The organism is Clostridium hominis (assembly GCF_014287825.1).
In the GTDB taxonomy this organism is placed as follows: Bacteria; Bacillota; Clostridia; order Clostridiales; family Clostridiaceae; genus Clostridium; species Clostridium hominis.
Window position 1 is genome coordinate 154411 of sequence record NZ_JACOOO010000001.1, and the last position, 19038, is coordinate 173448.

Here is a 19038-nt window from a genome sequence, read left to right on the forward strand (position 1 = left end):
ATATTTCTTTAATAGTAAAATAAAGTTGGAATTAAAGTATGAAACTAAAAGATGGTGGTAAATTTTATGGAAAAACTAACAGGAAAAGTTATATTAGTTACTGGAGCTTCAAGAGGGATTGGAAGAGCTATAGCTCTTGAATTAAGTAAGCAAGGAGCAAGTATAGCAATTAATTGTTCAAAGGATGTAGAAGGTGCAAAGAAAACATTAGATGAAATAATATCTAATGGTGGCTATGGGAAAATATATATAAAAGACATTTCAAAGGCTATAAATTGTAAAGAATTAATTCAAGATGTTATAAAGACATTCGGTAAGGTTGATATATTAGTGAATAACGCAGGTAGGTCTAAAGTTGGATTACTAATGGATTGTGAAGATGAAGATATTGAGGAATTAATAAATACCAACTTATTAGGTGCAATGTATTTATCAAAATATGCAGTAACCAACATGATTTCAAGAGGAAGTGGGAATATAATTAACATATCTTCTATCTGGGGAGAAGTTGGAGCATCCTGTGAAGTAGTTTATTCATCATCTAAAGGTGGTATAAATTTATTTACTAAAGCATTATCTAAGGAAGTTGCACCTTTTGGAATAAGAGTTAATGCTGTAGCACCAGGGGTAATAAATACAGAGATGAATAATTTTTTAGATAAAGATGAAAAGAATTCGTTAATCGAGGAAATACCACAAGGTCGTTTTGGTGATTGTGATGAAATTGCAAAAGCTGTATCTTTTTTATGTGATGATAATTGTAAGTATTTAACAGGACAAATAATAAGAGTAGATGGTGGAATTATATAAATAATATTTAGTATTAAGATGGTGGAAACGTATGATAAAGATAAAAATAGACAAAAATAAAAGAGGAGAACCTATATTTAAATTAGGATATAAGGAATTAGAGGAAAAAGAAGTAAGATTTTTAAAAAGAGCTATAATGGAAGGAAAAGAAATAAAGGGCATGTTTAAATATGAAATACCCCTAAGGTTTTTTACCCCTATTTTTAATAACTTTGATAAAGAGAATATAAAAATAGATAGATATAGTAAGGTTGAATATTTAGAGTTTTCAGACTTCTATGATGAAAGATATTTTTATTCCTTTGAAATAACTCCTAAATATATGAAAAAGTGGAGAGAAGAAGGTTGCCCTAATATATTTAAAATTCAAATAGATGTTGAAACTAAAGAAGTCAAAAAGGAAATAATATTTAAAAAGATAAGTAGAATTTAAAGAAAAAAGGAGCTTTAAAAGCTCCTTTTTTATATTATAAAACAAAAAAAAATGGTTCCAATGCAAACTATTTTTTTTGAAAGTATTGAAAAATTCTTCTTTTTATAATAATATATATTAGAAGATAAAAATTATTTGTTGGAGGTTTTTTTATGAGAAAGTATGTAAATTTTTCAGTTTTTTATTTAGCATTAGGATTAGCATTGGGAGTATTTTTTAGAGAGTTTACTAAGTTTAATAATTTTACAGATAGAACGACATTAAGCGCATTACATGGACATGCACTAATTTTAGGTTTTATATTCTTTTTAGTAGTTCTTATATTAGACAAGCTTTTTGAAATATCAAAAGCTAAAGCATATAAAGTATGGTTAACACTTTATAACGTATCTTTAGTATTTGTGTTAGTAACACTTTTAGTTAGAGGGATACTACAAGTTAATGGTAGTGATTTTGCAGGTTTAAGTCATATTGCTGGATTAGCTCATGCTATGCTTGGAGTATCATTAATTTGGTTTGCTACTATATTATATAAAAAGATAAAATAAAAAATAAGCTGTGACAAAAAGTCGCAGCTTATTTTTTTATTCTTCAATATCTATAGATTTAGATAAAGTAAATTTGAATAATACACCATCAGATGTATTATTTATAGAATAAACACTATTATGAAGATCTAATATTCTTTTAACTATGGATAAACCTAATCCGTAGCTTTTTTTTGTTCTATCACCGGATTTATCTAATCTATAAAACTTGGCAAATATATTTTCTAGTTCTTTCTCAGGTATATTTACTCCAGTATTTTCAATACTTATTACAAAATTATCATTTTGATCTACTACAGAAATATTTATATTACTTCCTTCAGGAGAATATTTTATTCCATTTGTAAGTATATTTTGTATAACTTGCTCAATTTTAAGTATATCTCCATTAACATAAGCATATGGAGGAAGAGCTATAAAGTTAGCTGCTATATTTTTATTAGTGAGCTCTAAAGAGAATTTTTTAATCATTCCTTGTAATAGTCTAACTATATTAAAGTCCTCTAATTCCAATGTTGCTTTATCAGTTTCAAGCCTTGAAAGATCGAGCATACTATTTAACAATGAATTCATTTTGTTAGCTTCATCAATTATAGTTTCTAGATAAATTTTTCTATCTTCACCAGTTACTATATCATCTTTTAAAGCTTCGGCGTAGCCTCCTATTATTCCAATCGGAGTTTTTAAATCATGACTAACACTAGTGACGAAGTCTTTTCTCATGTTTTCGAGATTACGTTCCCTTTCTATTTCATTTTCAAGTTTCAAATTTTTATCTTTTAAATCATCTAAGGCATTTTCAAGATTACTTGAAAGAAAGTTTAAGGTATTAGCTAAACTTCCTATTTCATCTTGAGAAGTTATATCACATTTTGCGTTAAAGTCTAGATTAGACATCTTTTCTGCTACTTTGTTTATTTTTATCAAAGGCTTACTAATTAGCTTAGCATAAATATTTGAAAGAATTATAGCAACAAATAATATACAAATTAACAGATAGAAATAAAAGCTTTTTATAACTGAAGCAGCTTCTTGTATTGGTTGTATTGATGAAACTGAAATTATAATTGAATCATTAAAGTTTTGTAGGGACATAGGAGAAACAACTCCAATTTTTTTACTGTCGCTACTTTTATCGATAAAAATTGTCCACTCAACAGTGTCGTGAGTTAAAACTCTATCAATTAACTCATTATTAGAAAGAAGATCTGCACAAAAAGCTGTTAAAGTTGTAGAATCATCTACACCACCCTCATAGTTTGTTAAATACTTAAGCTTTCCATCAAGTGAGAATATAGCCATTTTGGAGTTGTTAGATTCTTCATAGGAGCTTAAGGCGTTATATAGAGTATTTTTATTAACCAGTTGATAAGAGTACATGGTTCTAAAGGTGTTAACTTCATTTTTTAAATCTTTAACTTTTCTATCTAAATAAAAATCTTCAAAGAAAAGTAATTGAACTATCATATTAATGACGAATACGGATAAAATTAAACTAAATGTTATTGTAAATAATTTTTTTGAAATACTTTTACTCATGATTTACCTCGAATTTATATCCGCTACCTCTTACTGTAATTATATAGTTTGCTTTAGAGCCAAGCTTTTCTCTTAAACGCTTTACGTTTGTATCAACAGTTCTAAGGTCCCCATAATAATCTATGCCCCAAACATTATCTAATATTGTATCTCTAGTTAGTGATATGCCTATGTTATCGGTTAAATAAACTAATAGTTCAAATTCTTTTGGAGATAAGTTTAAAGCTGTACCATCTACTTTAACTTCATGAGCAAGTTTGTTTATACTTAAGCCGTTGAAATCTTTAGCTGAAGAAAAAGAGTTACCTCCATCAGAAGTTCTTTTAAGTAAAGCCTTAACTTTAGCTATTAAAACTTTTGGGGAAAATGGTTTGGTTATGTAATCATCAGCTCCGAGCTCATAGCCAAATAGTTTATCTTCTTCCTGTGATTTGGCAGTTAATAGAATTATAGGTACATCAGAAACGTTACGTATAGTTTCTAACACTGTAATTCCATCAACTCTAGGCATCATTATATCTAACAGAATTAAATCGATGCTATTATTTTGAAAGGCATTAATACCTTCATCACCATCAGAAGCTTCAATTACATTAAAGCCGTCTCTTTTTAAATAGTCTCTAAGTAAAATTCTAATTCTAATCTCATCTTCTATAATTAAAATATTTCTTTCCATACATACTCCTCATAAAAATTTTTTATTAAGTATAATTATAGACTAAAGTGATATAATTATAAACTGTGTTATTATTATTATATTGTAATTAATTATTAAACATATTATATTATAGTATTAGAACAATAATTGGAGATGGGAGAGGCAATAGAGTATGATTAAGCTGAATTTTGACATAAAAAAACATCTATTACCTAATGGGTTAGAGATATTAACAATAAAAAAAGACACACAAATTTCATCAATAAATATAGGAATTAAAGTTGGAGCATTATATGAAAAGGTAAATGAGAAGGGGATTTCACACTTTATTGAACATATGCTTTTTAAAGGAACCAATAAAAGAACCTTTCAAGCTCTAAATGATGAATTAGAAGCTTTGGGGGGAGAGTATAACGCGTATACTGACTTTACGTCTACTGTATATTCTATAAGTTGTTTAGAAGAGGAGTTAATAAATGGAATAGAAATTTTATCTGATATGGTGACGTCATCAGTGTTTTTGCAGGAAGAAATTGAGAAGGAAAGAGGAGTCATTCTAGCAGAGATTAGAACTAGTAAAGATAGTGTTGAAGATTTAAGTTTTAAGAGAGCTAATGAAGTAGCTTTTAAGAAGGGACCTCTTAGATACGATGTTGCTGGCGTAGAAAAAAATGTTAAGAAATTTAATCATAAAGACTTGTATACATTTTATAAAAAGCATTATATAGCAAATAATTCTGTTATTACTATGGTATCATCTTTTGAACATGAAGAGGCTCTAAAAATGATTCAAGAACATTTTGGAGAGTGGAAAAGTGGAGATATAACATCATTAAAAGTTAAGGATGAAAAGAATGTAAAAACTAAAGAGATTACTGTTAAAGAAAATATTGAATTAAATACAATTATATATCTGTATACATTTTATGAATTAGATAAAGAGTATGAATTACCATTAAGAATTCTAAACCATAGATTAGGAGAAAGCTCAAATTCCTTATTATTTAGGGAAATAAGAGAAAATAGAGGGCTAGCCTACGATATATATTCTCATCTTGATGTAACAAAGCATGTAAAAACATTATATATTTACACAGCTGTAGATGAAGAAGATATAGATAGTGCAATAGAAGCTATTGATGAGACTTTATTGGGAATAAAGGAAGGAAAAATCGAAATAGGAGAAAAAGATTTAAATATAATGAAAAAAGTTCATAAAACTGCTGTAGTATCAACATTAGAAGATCCAGTGGAGTTATGTAGCTATATTTTGACCCAAAGTGTTGAAGGAGAGGATATATTTGAATTTTTAGATGATATGGATAGTTTAAATAATATAACTAAGGACAAAATTTATAATGTTGCAAATAAAGTATTAAATAATCCTACTATTCATATACTAAAGTCTTCATAAGGTGGCAATAATTATGAATATAATAACTAAACTAGAGATTGGTAAGCGAAATAAAGAAAGAATTAATGTTTATATAGACGATGAATTTGCTTTTTCATTAAGTGCAGAAATAGTTTATAAAGAAAATTTGGCTCCAAAGAAAGTTATAGATATTGAAAAACTTACGAGACTTGCAAGAGAAGATGAATTTATGAAGTGTAAAAATTCTGCACTTAAGATAGTTGAAAGAAGTTATAAAACAGAGAAAGAAATATATAACAAGCTAATAGCGAAAGAGTATAGTAAAGAATCTATAAATAGAGCCATTGAGTTTTTAAGAGAATATAATCTTATAAACGATGAAAATTATGTAAAGATGTATGTAAAAGATAAATTAAAAAGCCAAGGTAAAAACAAGATTAAATATAATCTAAAAAGAAAAGGGATACCAGATGAACTAATAAATGAGGAACTTTCTAAAATAGATTATGATGACTCTAAAGATGGAGCGATAATTTTAGCACAAAAGAAATATAATGAATTACAAAGAAGAGAAAGTGATAAATATAAGCTATCACAAAAATTATATAGATTTCTTATAAGCAAAGGATACAATTATGACCTAGCATCAGACGTTATGAAAGAGGTTGTAAAAAAGGATGAGTATTAATTAAAGGAGTATTCTTTATGGAGAAATTAATAGCATATTCTATATGCTTTGCTTTTATTTTATTTGGGGTTAAAGAAAGTATAAATCTACTAAAAGATCATAGAGATATAAAATTTCCTATTAATAGAACCTTATATTATCTATCGATATTACTATCTTTTTTAATAATAAATAGTAATTTAAATGTTATTTTAGCGGATATTATTAAAATAAGTTATAACTATTTTGCTTTTTCTTCAATAAAAAATGAAGTGATTAGAATGGTTTTATTAGTTGTAGTTTACTTTATAATTCATTTTATAATTTATATGGTATTAAAGTTTTTGGCTAAATTATTTTATTTTGGCAAAATATTAAACAGAAGGATTTTAATATTTATATCTGCTTTATTGGGTGCCATAAAAGGGACTATTGTTATTTTAATAATGTTTATAGGAATAGTAATATTTAATATGACTATTGGGAGAAATTTTCCTATGAATATTTTTACTAATATTAGCGGATATAAAATGATTTATGATACTATAAGTCAAAACTTCACTAGTAGCAATGAAAAAATAACGTATAGTGATGAAGAGAATTATATGCCTACCTCTAACGTGTTGATTTATTATAATGGAGTAACGTTAGAAGACGGAGTTAGGTCAAATAGTGAAATTGACAATAAGGCTATTGAAATAACTAAATATAAAGAGAATGACTTAGAAAAAGCAAAGAGCTTATATGTATGGATAGGAAGTAATATAGAATACGATTTTGATAAAGCTTATAAAACTTTAAATAATGAAAGTAGTGGAAAAAGTGGAGCAACTGAAGCTTGGACAACTCAAAAAGGTATATGCTTTGATTATGCATGTCTTTATGTTGCAATGGCAAGAGCTATTGATTTAAAAGTTAGATTAGTTACAGGAAGTGCATATGATGGGACACAATATGGGCCTCATGCATGGAATGAAGTATATTTGGAAAGTGAAGATAAATGGATACCTGTAGATCCAACGTTTTATATGTCGGGCAACTATTTTAATAATAATAATTTCTATGATGATCATATAAAAGAGATGATAGCAGGTGAATGGTAAAAGCGCTTTAAGATTAAAGCGCTTTTTTGTTAGCCATAATTAAATTTATTGCTTTTTCACAGTCTGCATCTGTACTATCTAATGACCAAGCCCTATTAAAATATATAAGAGCTCTATTTGTATCTTCTTTCATAGCATAGCAATATGCTAAGTTAAAGAAGTATTTACTTTCTTTTTGAATAGAAAGTGCATTTTTAATCATATCTATAGCAGCGCTGAAATTTTTTAATTTTATAAAGCATACTCCTGCATTATAATAAGCACAAGCTGTATTTTCTTTTGTTTCAATAGATTTTTTGTATAACTCTATTGCTTTATCATATTCTTTTAAATTATAAAGTTTATTTGCTTCGCTAAAATAATCCATATGGACCTCCTGTATATATAAACCATTATTATAATTATTGGCATTATAGGTAGCTATTATTCACATAATATATATTATTAACATTAAACAATTACTAAATTATTCCTATTTTCATAATTTAAATTATTAATTTGTTAAAAGTATAAGGGGAAAAGTTGAAAATAGTTAAAGAAAATAGTGAAATAAAGGGGGGAAACTAAAAAAAACGACAAATTTTTATTTTTTTCTTTATTTTTTTTAATCTGTTTACTATAATATATTTATCACTCAAAATCGGAGAAAACATAGCAGGAGAGATATAATGATAGTAAATGATAAGTATATATTAGTAGTAGGAGCTTCAATAGTAGATATAATTGGCTTTGGAAGAAAAGAGTATAGTCCTAAAGATTCAATTCCAGGATGCATAAAAGTGTCTTTAGGAGGTGTATGTAGAAATATAGCTGAGAATTTAGCAAGAGTAGGAGTAAGTACTGAATTTATTTCTATTGTAGGCGATGATAGTAATGGAAGAAGTATTTTAGAACATTCTAAAAGAATTGGTTACAGAATGGATAATTCTTTAATATTAAAAGATGGGTGTACTCCAACATATATGGCTATTTTAAATACTGAAGGTGAAATGGAGTCAGCTGTAGTAGATATGGAAAGCTTAAATAAAATGGATACAGCTTTTGTAGATTCTAAAGCAGAAATATTTGAAAATGCAGAATATACTATTGTAGATTCAGATAATCCTATACTTTTAGAGTATATGCTAAAAAAGTATAGAGGAAAAACTAAATTTGTATTAGACCCTGTTTCAGCTAATAAAGCAAAAAAAATAAGTCACTTAGTTAAATATTTCCATACTGTTAAACCTAATAGACTTGAGACTGAAGCCTTATGTGGTTTTAAAATAAATACAGATGAAGATTTAAAGAAGGCAGCAAGATATTTTTTAGATCAAGGAGTTGAAAATGTATTTATAAGCTTAGATGCTGATGGAATATATTATTTAACAAAAAATGAAGAAGGAAAGCTAGCTTGTGGTGATAAAGTTGATGTAAAGAATGTAACAGGTGCAGGAGATTCATTTGTTGCAGGATTAGGTTATGGGTATATGAATAAATTTTCAACTATAGATACGCTTAAATATGCTATTGCTATGTCTATAGTAACTATAACTCATGAGGAAACTATAAATCCACATATGAGTCATGAATACGTAGAAGAATATGTTAAAAAAATCAATTGGGTAGAGTAAAAGCTTATTGATAAAAGATAACTTTAGTGTTTTTAATAGAGATTATTATAAGAGATATGAAAAAGGAAGGTAATTTTAAATTATACCTTCCTTTTTTATATTTATTAAGTTTATAGAAAGACCATGTTTATTTGCTAAATCTTTATATTGATTTAAAATGTTAATATCAGAAAAGAATACAGGAAATTTTAAATCATAATTTCCCCAAATAGTAAAAGGAAAGTGTTTGAAATATATTGTGCAAAAGAATAGAGCTCGCGTATTTAAAATAGTTATGAAACCTAGTAGATTAGTATCTGTTAAAGTGAAATAAACAGAATCATCTTTAAGATTTTTTAATTCTTGAAGTAATATTATTTTGTTATTATGGTCAAGAGAGTCTAGTAAATTTAATATTTCTTCACTACTTAGATTTTTTAAGTAGAAATCTACTATAAGATGATTTGAGTTTAATGATAAAGCTTGTTGAAAAAACTTTAAAAATCTTTCTTCTTTTGCTTTAAAGGATAGTGTATCATCTACACATTCTAGAATTCCATTACTAAACGTATTAAAACCATCGCTAATATTATTAAATCTAATTTTTATAAGTTCTTTAAAATCTTTATCAGATATTGGATGTAGGTTTTCCATTAGTACCTCCATATAAATCATTTTAATTTATTATAATATCATATTTTTAAATTTATCAATAAAAAAATTAAAATTAAGTTTGCTTATGAATTTTACTTAGTTGGAATTCTTGTGAGAAGAAGTTTCCTTATGAATATTATAAAACAAATGGAAATTTTCTAATAGGATATTAAACGAGAATATGTACAACATATTAATGAGGTGATGTTTATATGGGAAATCAGATGAAAAAAACAAAAAAGCAAAAGAAGAATGTAAGTCATAATCCGCAAGTGGAAAGTGTAAAAGCTTGTTTTGGTGAACCAAAAGCCAAACCATATGATCCAACTGATTTTAAAATTTAAGTAAGAGGAAGTGTGAATATGGATAAATATGATTATGTTTTTAAATGGTTGAAAAATGCAACTAAGCCTGAACGTCACATTGATGAGATGGAAGCTTTTGCAAAGAAACATCCAATTATATTTATGAAGTTCCACAAAGAATCATCTAAAATCGTTAACAATGATGTTAACGATGAAAAGTATATTAAAGCTAAGGAAGAGTTAACTAAATTATTTAATGAAAATGAAGAATATTTTAGACCAGTGTTTGACGCAGTTAAAAGTAAATTTAATTATTAATTTTAAATGGATACTTAATTATTAATATGTGAGGTAAGTTTATGGATAATAATAAAAATAGAATGAAAGATAGACCAAAATCTAAAAATGAGCTTAGGAAAATAGATCCTACAGGAAATTCAGAAGTAGGAATAGAAAATGGTGAAAGAATAGGAGCTCATGCACATAATAAAAAGAGTTATAAAACTTATGAATGGATGAATGATTAAACTTTATGGTGGCATACAATTAAGTATGTCATCTTTTTTTATAAAAATAATATTAATAATATATGTAATGTGTGTTTGAGTCATATATAATTGGGGGAAGTGAGATGGAATTATGTATAAAGTAGGAATTGATGTAGGTTCAACAACAGTAAAATTAGTAGTTTTAGATAATCGAAATAGAATTATTTATAGTAAATATAAAAGACACTTTTCAGATATAAGAATAAGTATAGTTAGATTAGTTGAAAATGCATATAAAATTTTAGGAAATATTAAATGTTCTATAGTTGTAACTGGCTCAGGAGGATTATCTGTTTCTAAGTGGCTTAATTTAAACTTTGTGCAAGAGGTGATTGCTTGCTCAAGAACAGTTGAAGAGTTTATTCCTGAAACAGATGTGGTTATAGAATTAGGAGGAGAAGATGCTAAGATAACATATCTTAATGGTAGTATAGAGCAAAGAATGAATGGAAGCTGTGCAGGAGGGACAGGTGCATTTATAGATCAGATGGCGGTATTGTTGAATACAGATGCTGAGGGATTAAATGAATATGCAAAAGATTTTAAGGTAATTTATCCTATAGCATCTAGATGTGGAGTATTCGCTAAAACTGATATTCAACCGCTTATAAATCAAGGTGCACATAAAGAAGATATAGCAGCTTCTATTTTTCAAGCGGTTGTAAACCAGACCATAAGTGGGTTAGCTTGTGGAAAGCCAATAAGAGGAAGGGTAGCATTTTTAGGAGGACCATTAAATTTTTTATCTGAACTTAGAGAGAGATTTGTAGAAACATTAAATTTAACAAAAGAACAAACTATTACACCTAAAAATGCAGAGTTATTTGTAGCTATAGGAGCTGCATTATTAAGTGAGGATAATAAAGAGGTTTTATTAGGTGATTTACTAGGAAATCTAGAAATGATACTAGATATTAAGGATAATGACGTTAAAAGATTAAAACCTTTATTTACAGATAATGAAGATTATAAAGTATTTAAAGATAGGCATAATAAAGCTATTGTAAAAAAGGGAGATTTATTAAGTTATAAGGGAAAAGCTTATTTAGGGATTGACGCAGGTTCAACTACTACTAAGGTAGCTTTAATTAATGAAAAAAATGAACTGATATATTCTTTTTATGAAAATAATGATGGGGACCCATTAAAAAAGGTGATTAGTATATTAACTAATTTATATGAAGTTATTCCAAATGATGTTGAAATAGTAAATTCAGCGATAACTGGTTATGGAGAATCACTAATAAAAACAGCTTTACATATAGATATAGGAGAAATTGAAACTATGGCTCATTATAAAGCTGCAAAATATTTTTTACCGGAGGTTAATTTTATATTAGATATAGGTGGACAAGATATGAAGTCTATGGGAATAAAAAATGGGACTATAGATAGTATTCTTTTAAATGAGGCATGTTCATCAGGCTGTGGTTCATTTATTGAAGGTTTTGCAAAGTCTTTAGGGATGGATGTAAAAGAGTTTGCAAAAGAAGGATTATTTTCAAAGTCACCGGTAGATTTAGGGTCAAGATGTACTGTGTTTATGAATTCAAGAGTAAAACAAGCTCAAAAAGAAGGTGCTGAAGTTTCTGATATATCAGCAGGTTTATCTTACTCAGTAATAAAAAATGCTTTATTTAAGGTAATAAAGATGAGAAATGAAAATGATATGGGGGATAAAATAATAGTTCAAGGTGGAACTTTTTATAATGATGCAGTTCTAAGAAGTTTTGAAATTATTTCTGGGAAAGAGGTTATAAGACCAGATATTGCAGGAATAATGGGAGCCTTTGGATGTGCAATAATTGCAAAGGAAAGATATATAGAAGGGGAAAAATCAACTCTTTTATCTAATGAGCAAATTAAAAAATTTAAAATAGAAACTGATTTTGCTAGGTGTGGTCGATGTGGGAATAATTGTTTGCTTACAGTAAATAAATTCTCAGATGGAGAAGAGTTTATTTCAGGTAATAGGTGTGAAAAAGCACTAGGAGTAATTAAGAAAAAAAATGAAGAGATTCCTAATTTATATAAGTATAAATATAAGAGAATATTTAATTATAAACCTTTACCGTTAAATGAAGCTAAAAGGGGAGTTATAGGTATTCCAAGAGTTTTAAACATTTATGAAAATTATCCGTTTTGGTTTACTATGTTAACAAGTTTAGGGTTTAGGGTAGTGCTTTCTGATGCATCAAATAAAAGGATATATGAGTTGGGAATAGAAACAATACCATCAGAATCGGCCTGTTATCCTGCTAAAATAAGTCATGGACATATAATGAATCTCATCAATAAAGGGATAAAAACTATTTTTTATCCATGTATTCCTTATGAAAAAAAGGAGTTTAAAGATGCAACAAATCATTATAATTGTCCTATAGTAACATCTTATCCAGAGGTTATAAGAACAAATATTGATGAGATAAAAGAGAGAAATGTTAAGCTTATTGAACCATTTTTATCTTTAGACAATTATAAAGTTTTAGCGAAAAGAATTGTTGAAGAATTTAAAGAGTATAACATATCCTTAGATGAAGCTAGGGAGGCAATAAAGAAAGCCGCATTAGAGAGATTGGCATGTAAAAGAGATATAGAAAATAAGGGGGAAGAGGTATTAGAATATTTAAAAGTAAATAATAAAAAGGGGATAGTATTATGTGGAAGACCATATCATATTGATCCTGAAATAAATCATGGTATACCAGAAATAATAACATCTTATGGAATGGCTGTTTTAACAGAAGATAGCATATCTCATTTGGGTAAGTTAGAAGAAAATTTAAGAGTAGTAGATCAATGGATGTATCATTCAAGATTATACAGAGCAGCAGCATTTATAGCAAAGAATCCATATTTAGAGATTATACAATTAAATTCATTTGGATGTGGACTAGATGCTGTAACAACTGATCAAGTTTCTGATTTAATTATTTCGAGAGGTAAAATATATACATCTTTAAAGATTGATGAAGGAAATAATTTAGGCGCAGCTAGGATAAGAATAAGATCGTTATATGCAGCTATAAAAGAAAGAGAGAGGCTAAATTATAAACCTGTAGAGGAAAGTATCAAATACAATCCACCTATATTTGTTAAGGAAATGAGAAAAAAACATACTATATTAGCTCCGCAAATGTCACCTATGCATTTTGACTTACTAGAGAAAGCGGTAAGAGAGTGTGGATATAATATAGAAGTATTACCAGCTATGGATATAAAGTCTATTGATGAAGGATTAAAATATGTAAATAATGATGCTTGTTATCCATCAATAATAGTTGTCGGACAAATTATAAAAGCTTTAAAATCAGGAAAGTATGATGTTGATAATACATCTGTATTAATAACACAAACCGGTGGAGGGTGTAGAGCTACAAATTACATTGGATTTTTGAAAATGGCATTAAAAGATGCTGGATTTAAAAATATTCCTGTTATATCACTTAATGCTTTAGGTATGGGAGAGCAACCAGGATTTAAGATAACTTTAAAATTTATAAATAGAGCTATAATGGCATTAGTTTATGGAGATTTATTTATGAGAGTTTTATATAGAACAAGACCTTATGAAAAAAACTTAGGTGAAGCTGATAAGCTATATAAATTCTGGAATAAAAAAGCAAAAGAAAACCTTGGAAATGGTAGTAGAAGCATTTTTAATAAAAATATAAAAGGTATAATAAATGATTTTGATAATTTCGAATTAAAAGATATTAAGAAGCCTAGGGTGGGAATCGTAGGAGAAATATTAGTAAAGTATCACCCAACAGCTAACAATGATATAGTAACTATTCTAGAAAATGAAGGAGTAGAGGTTGTAGTTCCTGATTTGTTAGATTTTTTTATGTATTGTTCTTATGATTCAGGATATAAAGCAAAATATCTTGGAAAGAGCAAATTAAACGAAGGTTTAGGGAATATAGTTATAAATTATTTAGAAAATTACAGAAAAGTTATGATGAAGGAGTTGAAAAAAAGTAGAAGATTTGATTCACCGAAACATATAGGAGAACTTGCTAAATTAGCATCACCTATTTTATCTATAGGAAATCAAACTGGAGAAGGTTGGTTTTTAACTGGAGAGATGATTGAATTAATCAAAAGCGGAGTTAATAATATTGCTTGTGTACAACCTTTTGCATGCTTGCCTAATCATGTTACTGGAAAAGGGATGATAAAGATATTAAGAGATCATTATCCAGATTCTAATATAGTAGCAATTGATTATGATCCTGGTGCTTCTAATGTCAATCAGATGAATAGAATAAAATTGATGTTATCAGTAGCAAAGAAAAAGATAGAAAATAATGAGGCGAATAATAAAGAAATTATAGATAATATATTGACAAAATAAAAAAAATATCATAGTATAAAGTAAAATTGATATCTAAAAACTGTGAAAAAGAGGAGTAGGAATAGGAAGTATTAAGAGAGGAAGGCCTTGGCTGTAAGCCTTCTATATGAAGTATTCTGAAGGTAGCTTTTGAGTTTCTTAGCTGAAATTATAGTAAGCTAAGACGGCTGTCTAGTCGTTATTTAATTAAGAGCCTGTTGATTGACAGGAATAAAGGTGGTACCGCGAGTCTTCGTCCTTTTTATGGATGAAGGCTCTTTTTTTATTTAGAAAATGATTATATGAATTGCAATCATGGAACTATAACTAATGAGAGTTTTATTAAGGAAATGTAATTCAAATAATTTATTTATATATTATTAAGTATATTTATTTAAATTAAATCAGGAGGTTTTATTTATGGAAGAAAAGAAGAATTTATCTACAACCTATAATCCAAAAGAATTTGAAGAAAGAATCTATAAAACATGGGAAGAAAAGAAATATTTCACTCCTGTCGTTGATAAGAGTAAAAAGCCGTTTACTATAATGATGCCACCACCAAATATAACTGGTAAGCTTCATTTAGGGCATGCATTAGATAATACTATGCAAGATATGCTTATAAGATTTAAGAGAATGCAAGGATACTGCACATTATGGCTTCCGGGAACTGACCATGCTTCTATAGCTACAGAAGTTAAAGTTGAAAATGAACTTTTAAAGCAAGGTTTAGTTAAGAAAGAAATGGGAAGAGAAGCTTTCTTAGATGAAGTTTGGAAATGGGCAGAAGAGTATAAAGGCACTATTAGAAATCAGCTAAAGAAGTTAGGGGTTTCTTGTGATTTTACAAGAGAAGCATTTACAATGGATGAGAACTTAAATAAAGCTGTTAGAACTGTATTTGTAAAGTTATATAACGAAGGACTTATCTATCAAGGGAATAGAATAACTAACTGGTGTCCAAAGTGTACAACTGCTTTATCAGATGCAGAAATAGTATATGAAGAAAAAGAGGGAAGCTTCTGGCATATTAATTATCCAATAGCTGATGGTTCAGGATTCTTAGAAATAGCTACAACAAGACCAGAAACGTTACTTGGAGATACCGCAGTTGCTGTTAACCCAAATGATGATAGATTTAAGCATTTAATTGGAAAAACTTTAAAATTACCATTAACTGATAGAGAAATACCTGTTGTTGGTGACGAATACGTTGATATTGAATTTGGTACAGGAGCAGTTAAAATAACTCCAGCTCATGATCCTAATGACTTTGAAGTTGGTAAGAGACATAATCTTCCTATAATAAGAGTTATGGATGATCATGGTGTAATAAATGAATTAGGAGGAAAATACCAAGGGTTAGATAGATATGAAGCTAGAAAGCAAATGGTAAAAGATTTAGAAGAGCAAGGGTTGTTAGTTAAGGTTAAACCTCATACTCATAATGTTGGAACACATGATAGATGTAATACTGTAGTTGAACCAATAGTATCTAAGCAATGGTATGTTAAAATGGAGTCTTTAGCAAAACCAGCTATAGAAGTTGTTAAAGAAGGAAAGACACAAATTGTTCCTGAAAGATTTGAAAAAATCTACTTTAACTGGATGGAAAATATTCAAGACTGGTGTATTTCAAGACAATTGTGGTGGGGCCATAGAATACCTGTATTCTATTGTAACGACTGTGGAAATGAAATGTGTGAAGTAGATGCACCACATAAGTGCTCAAAATGTTCTTCAGAAAATATAAGACAAGATGAAGATGTACTTGATACTTGGTTCTCATCTGCATTATGGCCTTTCTCAACTTTAGGATGGCCAGAAAAAACAGAAGACTTAGATTTCTTCTATCCAGGTAATGTATTAGTTACCGGTTATGATATTATATTCTTCTGGGTTGCAAGAATGATATTCTCAGGCCTTTATAACATGAAAGAAACACCATTTGAAACAGTTCTAATGCATGGGATAATTAGAGATGCTAATGGTGTTAAAATGAGTAAATCTTTAGGAAATGGGGTTGATCCACTAGAAGTAATTGAAAACTTTGGTGCAGATGCTTTAAGATTTATGCTTGTTACAGGAAGTACTCCTGGAAATGATATAAGATATATTCCAGAAAAAGTTGAAGCTGCAAGAAACTTTGCAAACAAGATGTGGAATGCTTCAAGATTCGTTATGATGAATTTAGATAAAGAAGTTATGGAAAAGTATTCTGACTGCAAAGAGTACAGCTTAGCTGATAAGTGGATATTATCAGAAATGAATAAATTAGTTAAAGAAGTAACTGATAACATGGAAAAATACGAGCTTGGAATTGCAAACCAAAAGGTTTATGACTTTATGTGGACTGAATTCTGTGACTGGTATATAGAACTTGTTAAGCCTGTGTTCTTCAGTGATGATGAAAAGGCTAAGGGTGTAGTTTATAATGTATTATACACTGTATTAACTACAGGATTAAAATTATTACACCCAGCAATGCCATTTATAACAGAAGAAATATATACTACTTTAACAGATGGAGAATCAATAGCTATATCTTTATGGCCAGAATTTAAAGCTGATGAAGTAGATGTTAAAGCAGTAAAAGATATGGATTATATAATAGAAGCTATTAAGGGATTAAGAAACTTAAGAGCTGAAATGAATGTACCACCATCAAGAAAAGCTAAAGTAATTTGTTATATTTCTGATGAAGCTAAGGATGCTTTCTCAGCAGGTATACCATATATAGAGAAATTAGGTTCAGCTTCAGAAGTTGAATTTATAGCTGATAAATCTCTTGTTCCTGAAAATGCTGTATCTTTAATAGTTAAAGGTGGGGAATTATTTATGCCACTTCTTGACTTAGTAGATAAAGATAAGGAACTTGAAAGATTGGGGAAAGAGAAGATTAAATTAGAAGGTGAAATAACTAGAATTGAAAAGAAACTTTCTAATCAAGGATTCGTTGCAAAAGCTCCAGCAGCAGTAGTTGAGTCAGAAAAAGAAAAAATGGCTAAGTATCAAGAAATGCTTGATGCAGTTTTAGTAAGAATAGAAGCATTTAAATAAAAGATTTAAGGCTGTCTCGTAAGAGACAGTCTTTTATATAATGAATTGGGGGGAAAGATGGATTTACTTAAAGATGATGTGAAAAGATTATACTTGAAATATTTTTTGCCAACAGTAGGAGCAGCTCTTGTTACCTCAATATATATTCTTTTTGATACCATTTTCATTGGCCAAGGAATAGGCGGTGATGGACTAGCCGCATTAAATATTGTATTACCAATCTATTCGTTAGTGTTTGGAGTGGGGTATTTAATAGGAGTTGGAGGATCAACGGTATTAGGTATTGAAAGAGGTAGAGGGCATAATAAAAAGGCAATAGATATTTTTAGCTTATCAATTTATATGGCAGTGATAATTTCTATATTATTCTTTATAATAGGAAAGTTTTTTATGGACGATATAGCAATAATGCTAGGTGCTACTAACATTACTAGAGAGTTAATAAGAGAGTATATGGATATAGTTGCATTTGGATTTATACCTTTTACTATAGGTTCTACTTTACAAGGCTTTGTTAGAGTGGATAAGAATCCAAAGAGAGCTATGATTGCTACAATAATAGGCGGAATGCTAAATATAGTTTTAGATTATGTGTTTGTATTTCCTTTAAATATGGGGATGTTTGGAGCAGGACTTGCAACTGTACTATCGTACACAATAAGTACAATAATATTATTGACTCATTTTATTTCGAAAAATAATACATTAAAACTAACATATAAATGTTTTAAATCAAGTTATATTATGAGAATAATTAATAATGGTATTCCAAGCTTTTTTATTGAGATGTCAACAGGAATAATAATATATCTATTCAATTTTCAATTATTAAAATTTATTGGAGAAACTGGAGTAACAGCGTACAGTATAATATCTAATACAGCGATAATATTTATTTCAATAAGTAATGGTATAAGTCAAACAATTCAACCAATAGTAAGTATAAATGTGGGAGCAAAGAAGTACTCAAGGGCAATGGAGTTAAGAAAAATAGCCTTTTATGTGGCTATAGTTTTTGGACTAATATCAGCTATATGCGGGTTTTTATTTCCAGAGCAGATTATAAAAATATTTGTAACACCAACGGATGAGGTAAATCAAATAGCAATTATAGCTATAAGAATATATTTTATAGCATTTATTACTATGGGTGCTAATATCGTGTTAGGGGGATATTTTCAAGCGATAGAAATGTCTAAAATAGCGATTTTTATTTCCCTACTAAGAGGATTAGTAATAGTAGGAGTTATGATCTTTATTTTACCTATAATATTAGGTGTTAATGGAATATGGCTTAGTGTTCCATTGACAGAAGTTATTACTTTTGGAATTGCTTTGTGTGTGAGCAAAAAAACTTTAAAGATAATTTAGTATAATAATTTGGTTGTAGATTAAAATATAATTAAG

The 19038-nt window shown here is 28.4% G+C and carries 17 protein-coding genes and 1 other annotated feature; of the genes, 13 read left to right on the plus strand and 4 right to left on the minus strand.

The annotated features are described in order from the left end of the window. Positions 1 to 66: 66 nt before the first annotated feature. From ymfI to H8S20_RS00775, 3 genes are all read left to right on the plus strand, one after another. Entirely contained in the window at positions 67 to 810 is a 744-nt protein-coding gene (ymfI, locus tag H8S20_RS00765; RefSeq protein WP_032119016.1) for an elongation factor P 5-aminopentanone reductase, read from the plus strand. Positions 811 to 841: 31 nt separating this feature from the next. Then, positions 842 to 1243, plus strand: a complete 402-nt coding sequence (locus H8S20_RS00770) for a hypothetical protein (protein ID WP_032119015.1) — start codon at positions 842 to 844, stop codon at positions 1241 to 1243. Between the two features lie 152 nt (positions 1244 to 1395). Next, the gene (locus tag H8S20_RS00775; protein ID WP_032119014.1) at positions 1396 to 1791 is read left to right on the plus strand and encodes a DUF2871 domain-containing protein; all 396 of its coding nucleotides are present in this window, start codon (positions 1396 to 1398) and stop codon (positions 1789 to 1791) included. Positions 1792 to 1827: 36 nt separating this feature from the next. On the opposite strand, the gene H8S20_RS00780 is transcribed toward H8S20_RS00775, so the two are convergent. Both H8S20_RS00780 and H8S20_RS00785 read right to left on the minus strand, forming a co-directional pair. Beyond that, on the minus strand, positions 1828 to 3330 hold the full coding sequence (locus H8S20_RS00780) for a HAMP domain-containing sensor histidine kinase (protein ID WP_186859039.1): 1503 nt from the start codon (positions 3328 to 3330) through the stop codon (positions 1828 to 1830). Further along, entirely contained in the window at positions 3323 to 4006 is a 684-nt protein-coding gene (locus tag H8S20_RS00785; protein WP_032119012.1) for a response regulator transcription factor, read from the minus strand. The genes H8S20_RS00780 and H8S20_RS00785 overlap by 8 nt, the downstream gene beginning before the upstream one ends. A 154-nt stretch (positions 4007 to 4160) precedes the next feature. On the opposite strand from H8S20_RS00785, the gene H8S20_RS00790 reads away from it, so the two are divergent. Genes H8S20_RS00790 through H8S20_RS00800 form a run of 3 tightly spaced genes read left to right on the plus strand, consistent with a single transcriptional unit; the run spans position 4161 to position 7133 of the window. Continuing rightward, positions 4161 to 5402, plus strand: a complete 1242-nt coding sequence (locus H8S20_RS00790; protein ID WP_032119011.1) for a M16 family metallopeptidase — start codon at positions 4161 to 4163, stop codon at positions 5400 to 5402. A 13-nt stretch (positions 5403 to 5415) separates the two neighbouring features. Then, complete coding sequence (gene recX, locus H8S20_RS00795; protein WP_186859040.1) at positions 5416 to 6051, plus strand: recombination regulator RecX; 636 nt, start codon at positions 5416 to 5418, stop codon at positions 6049 to 6051. A gap of 17 nt (positions 6052 to 6068) precedes the next feature. Next, positions 6069 to 7133 carry a transglutaminase-like domain-containing protein gene (locus tag H8S20_RS00800; RefSeq protein ID WP_186859041.1) on the plus strand — a complete coding sequence of 355 codons (1065 nt, stop codon included), beginning with the start codon at positions 6069 to 6071 and terminating at the stop codon, positions 7131 to 7133. A gap of 13 nt (positions 7134 to 7146) precedes the next feature. On the opposite strand, the gene H8S20_RS00805 is transcribed toward H8S20_RS00800, so the two are convergent. Further along, on the minus strand, positions 7147 to 7500 hold the full coding sequence (locus H8S20_RS00805) for a CDC27 family protein (protein ID WP_186859042.1): 354 nt from the start codon (positions 7498 to 7500) through the stop codon (positions 7147 to 7149). Between the two features lie 301 nt (positions 7501 to 7801). Here H8S20_RS00805 and H8S20_RS00810 point away from each other — a divergent pair, with 301 nt between their 5' ends. After that, positions 7802 to 8746, plus strand: a complete 945-nt coding sequence (locus tag H8S20_RS00810; protein ID WP_081921756.1) for a carbohydrate kinase family protein — start codon at positions 7802 to 7804, stop codon at positions 8744 to 8746. A gap of 75 nt (positions 8747 to 8821) precedes the next feature. Here the strand turns inward: H8S20_RS00810 and H8S20_RS00815 are convergent, their stop codons facing one another. Beyond that, positions 8822 to 9379 (minus strand): hypothetical protein, encoded by a 558-nt coding sequence (locus H8S20_RS00815; protein ID WP_243177453.1) that lies wholly within the window; start codon positions 9377 to 9379, stop codon positions 8822 to 8824. Between the two features lie 212 nt (positions 9380 to 9591). Between H8S20_RS00815 and H8S20_RS20600 the strand changes: the two genes are divergently transcribed. The 6 genes from H8S20_RS20600 (at position 9592) to H8S20_RS00840 (ending at position 19002) form a co-directional block, all read left to right on the plus strand. Next, positions 9592 to 9723: a CPC_1213 family protein gene (locus H8S20_RS20600; protein WP_279288152.1), complete on the plus strand. Its 132-nt coding sequence runs from the start codon at positions 9592 to 9594 to the stop codon at positions 9721 to 9723. 18 nt (positions 9724 to 9741) lie between these two features. Then, positions 9742 to 10002: a hypothetical protein gene (locus tag H8S20_RS00820; protein WP_032119005.1), complete on the plus strand. Its 261-nt coding sequence runs from the start codon at positions 9742 to 9744 to the stop codon at positions 10000 to 10002. Positions 10003 to 10043: 41 nt separating this feature from the next. After that, positions 10044 to 10211, plus strand: coding sequence for a hypothetical protein (locus H8S20_RS00825; protein ID WP_186859044.1), 168 nt, complete (start codon positions 10044 to 10046; stop codon positions 10209 to 10211). Positions 10212 to 10323: 112 nt separating this feature from the next. Continuing rightward, positions 10324 to 14589, plus strand: coding sequence for a 2-hydroxyacyl-CoA dehydratase (locus H8S20_RS00830; RefSeq protein WP_186859045.1), 4266 nt, complete (start codon positions 10324 to 10326; stop codon positions 14587 to 14589). Positions 14590 to 14622: 33 nt separating this feature from the next. Then, positions 14623 to 14832, plus strand: a binding site (T-box leader). A gap of 156 nt (positions 14833 to 14988) precedes the next feature. After that, on the plus strand, positions 14989 to 17631 hold the full coding sequence (locus H8S20_RS00835; protein WP_186859046.1) for a valine--tRNA ligase: 2643 nt from the start codon (positions 14989 to 14991) through the stop codon (positions 17629 to 17631). A 57-nt stretch (positions 17632 to 17688) separates the two neighbouring features. Next, positions 17689 to 19002, plus strand: coding sequence for an MATE family efflux transporter (locus tag H8S20_RS00840; RefSeq protein WP_186859047.1), 1314 nt, complete (start codon positions 17689 to 17691; stop codon positions 19000 to 19002). Positions 19003 to 19038 lie beyond the last annotated feature (36 nt).

Coding starts and splice junctions, on each gene's coding strand:
- ymfI (WP_032119016.1), top strand. CDS start 67: ATGGAAAAACTAACAGGAAAAGTTATATTAGTTACTGGAGCTTCAAGA.
- H8S20_RS00770 (WP_032119015.1), top strand. CDS start 842: ATGATAAAGATAAAAATAGACAAAAATAAAAGAGGAGAACCTATATTT.
- H8S20_RS00775 (WP_032119014.1), top strand. CDS start 1,396: ATGAGAAAGTATGTAAATTTTTCAGTTTTTTATTTAGCATTAGGATTA.
- H8S20_RS00780 (WP_186859039.1), bottom strand. CDS start 3,330: ATGAGTAAAAGTATTTCAAAAAAATTATTTACAATAACATTTAGTTTA.
- H8S20_RS00785 (WP_032119012.1), bottom strand. CDS start 4,006: ATGGAAAGAAATATTTTAATTATAGAAGATGAGATTAGAATTAGAATT.
- H8S20_RS00790 (WP_032119011.1), top strand. CDS start 4,161: ATGATTAAGCTGAATTTTGACATAAAAAAACATCTATTACCTAATGGG.
- recX (WP_186859040.1), top strand. CDS start 5,416: ATGAATATAATAACTAAACTAGAGATTGGTAAGCGAAATAAAGAAAGA.
- H8S20_RS00800 (WP_186859041.1), top strand. CDS start 6,069: ATGGAGAAATTAATAGCATATTCTATATGCTTTGCTTTTATTTTATTT.
- H8S20_RS00805 (WP_186859042.1), bottom strand. CDS start 7,500: ATGGATTATTTTAGCGAAGCAAATAAACTTTATAATTTAAAAGAATAT.
- H8S20_RS00810 (WP_081921756.1), top strand. CDS start 7,802: ATGATAGTAAATGATAAGTATATATTAGTAGTAGGAGCTTCAATAGTA.
- H8S20_RS00815 (WP_243177453.1), bottom strand. CDS start 9,379: ATGGAAAACCTACATCCAATATCTGATAAAGATTTTAAAGAACTTATA.
- H8S20_RS20600 (WP_279288152.1), top strand. CDS start 9,592: ATGGGAAATCAGATGAAAAAAACAAAAAAGCAAAAGAAGAATGTAAGT.
- H8S20_RS00820 (WP_032119005.1), top strand. CDS start 9,742: ATGGATAAATATGATTATGTTTTTAAATGGTTGAAAAATGCAACTAAG.
- H8S20_RS00825 (WP_186859044.1), top strand. CDS start 10,044: ATGGATAATAATAAAAATAGAATGAAAGATAGACCAAAATCTAAAAAT.
- H8S20_RS00830 (WP_186859045.1), top strand. CDS start 10,324: ATGTATAAAGTAGGAATTGATGTAGGTTCAACAACAGTAAAATTAGTA.
- H8S20_RS00835 (WP_186859046.1), top strand. CDS start 14,989: ATGGAAGAAAAGAAGAATTTATCTACAACCTATAATCCAAAAGAATTT.
- H8S20_RS00840 (WP_186859047.1), top strand. CDS start 17,689: ATGGATTTACTTAAAGATGATGTGAAAAGATTATACTTGAAATATTTT.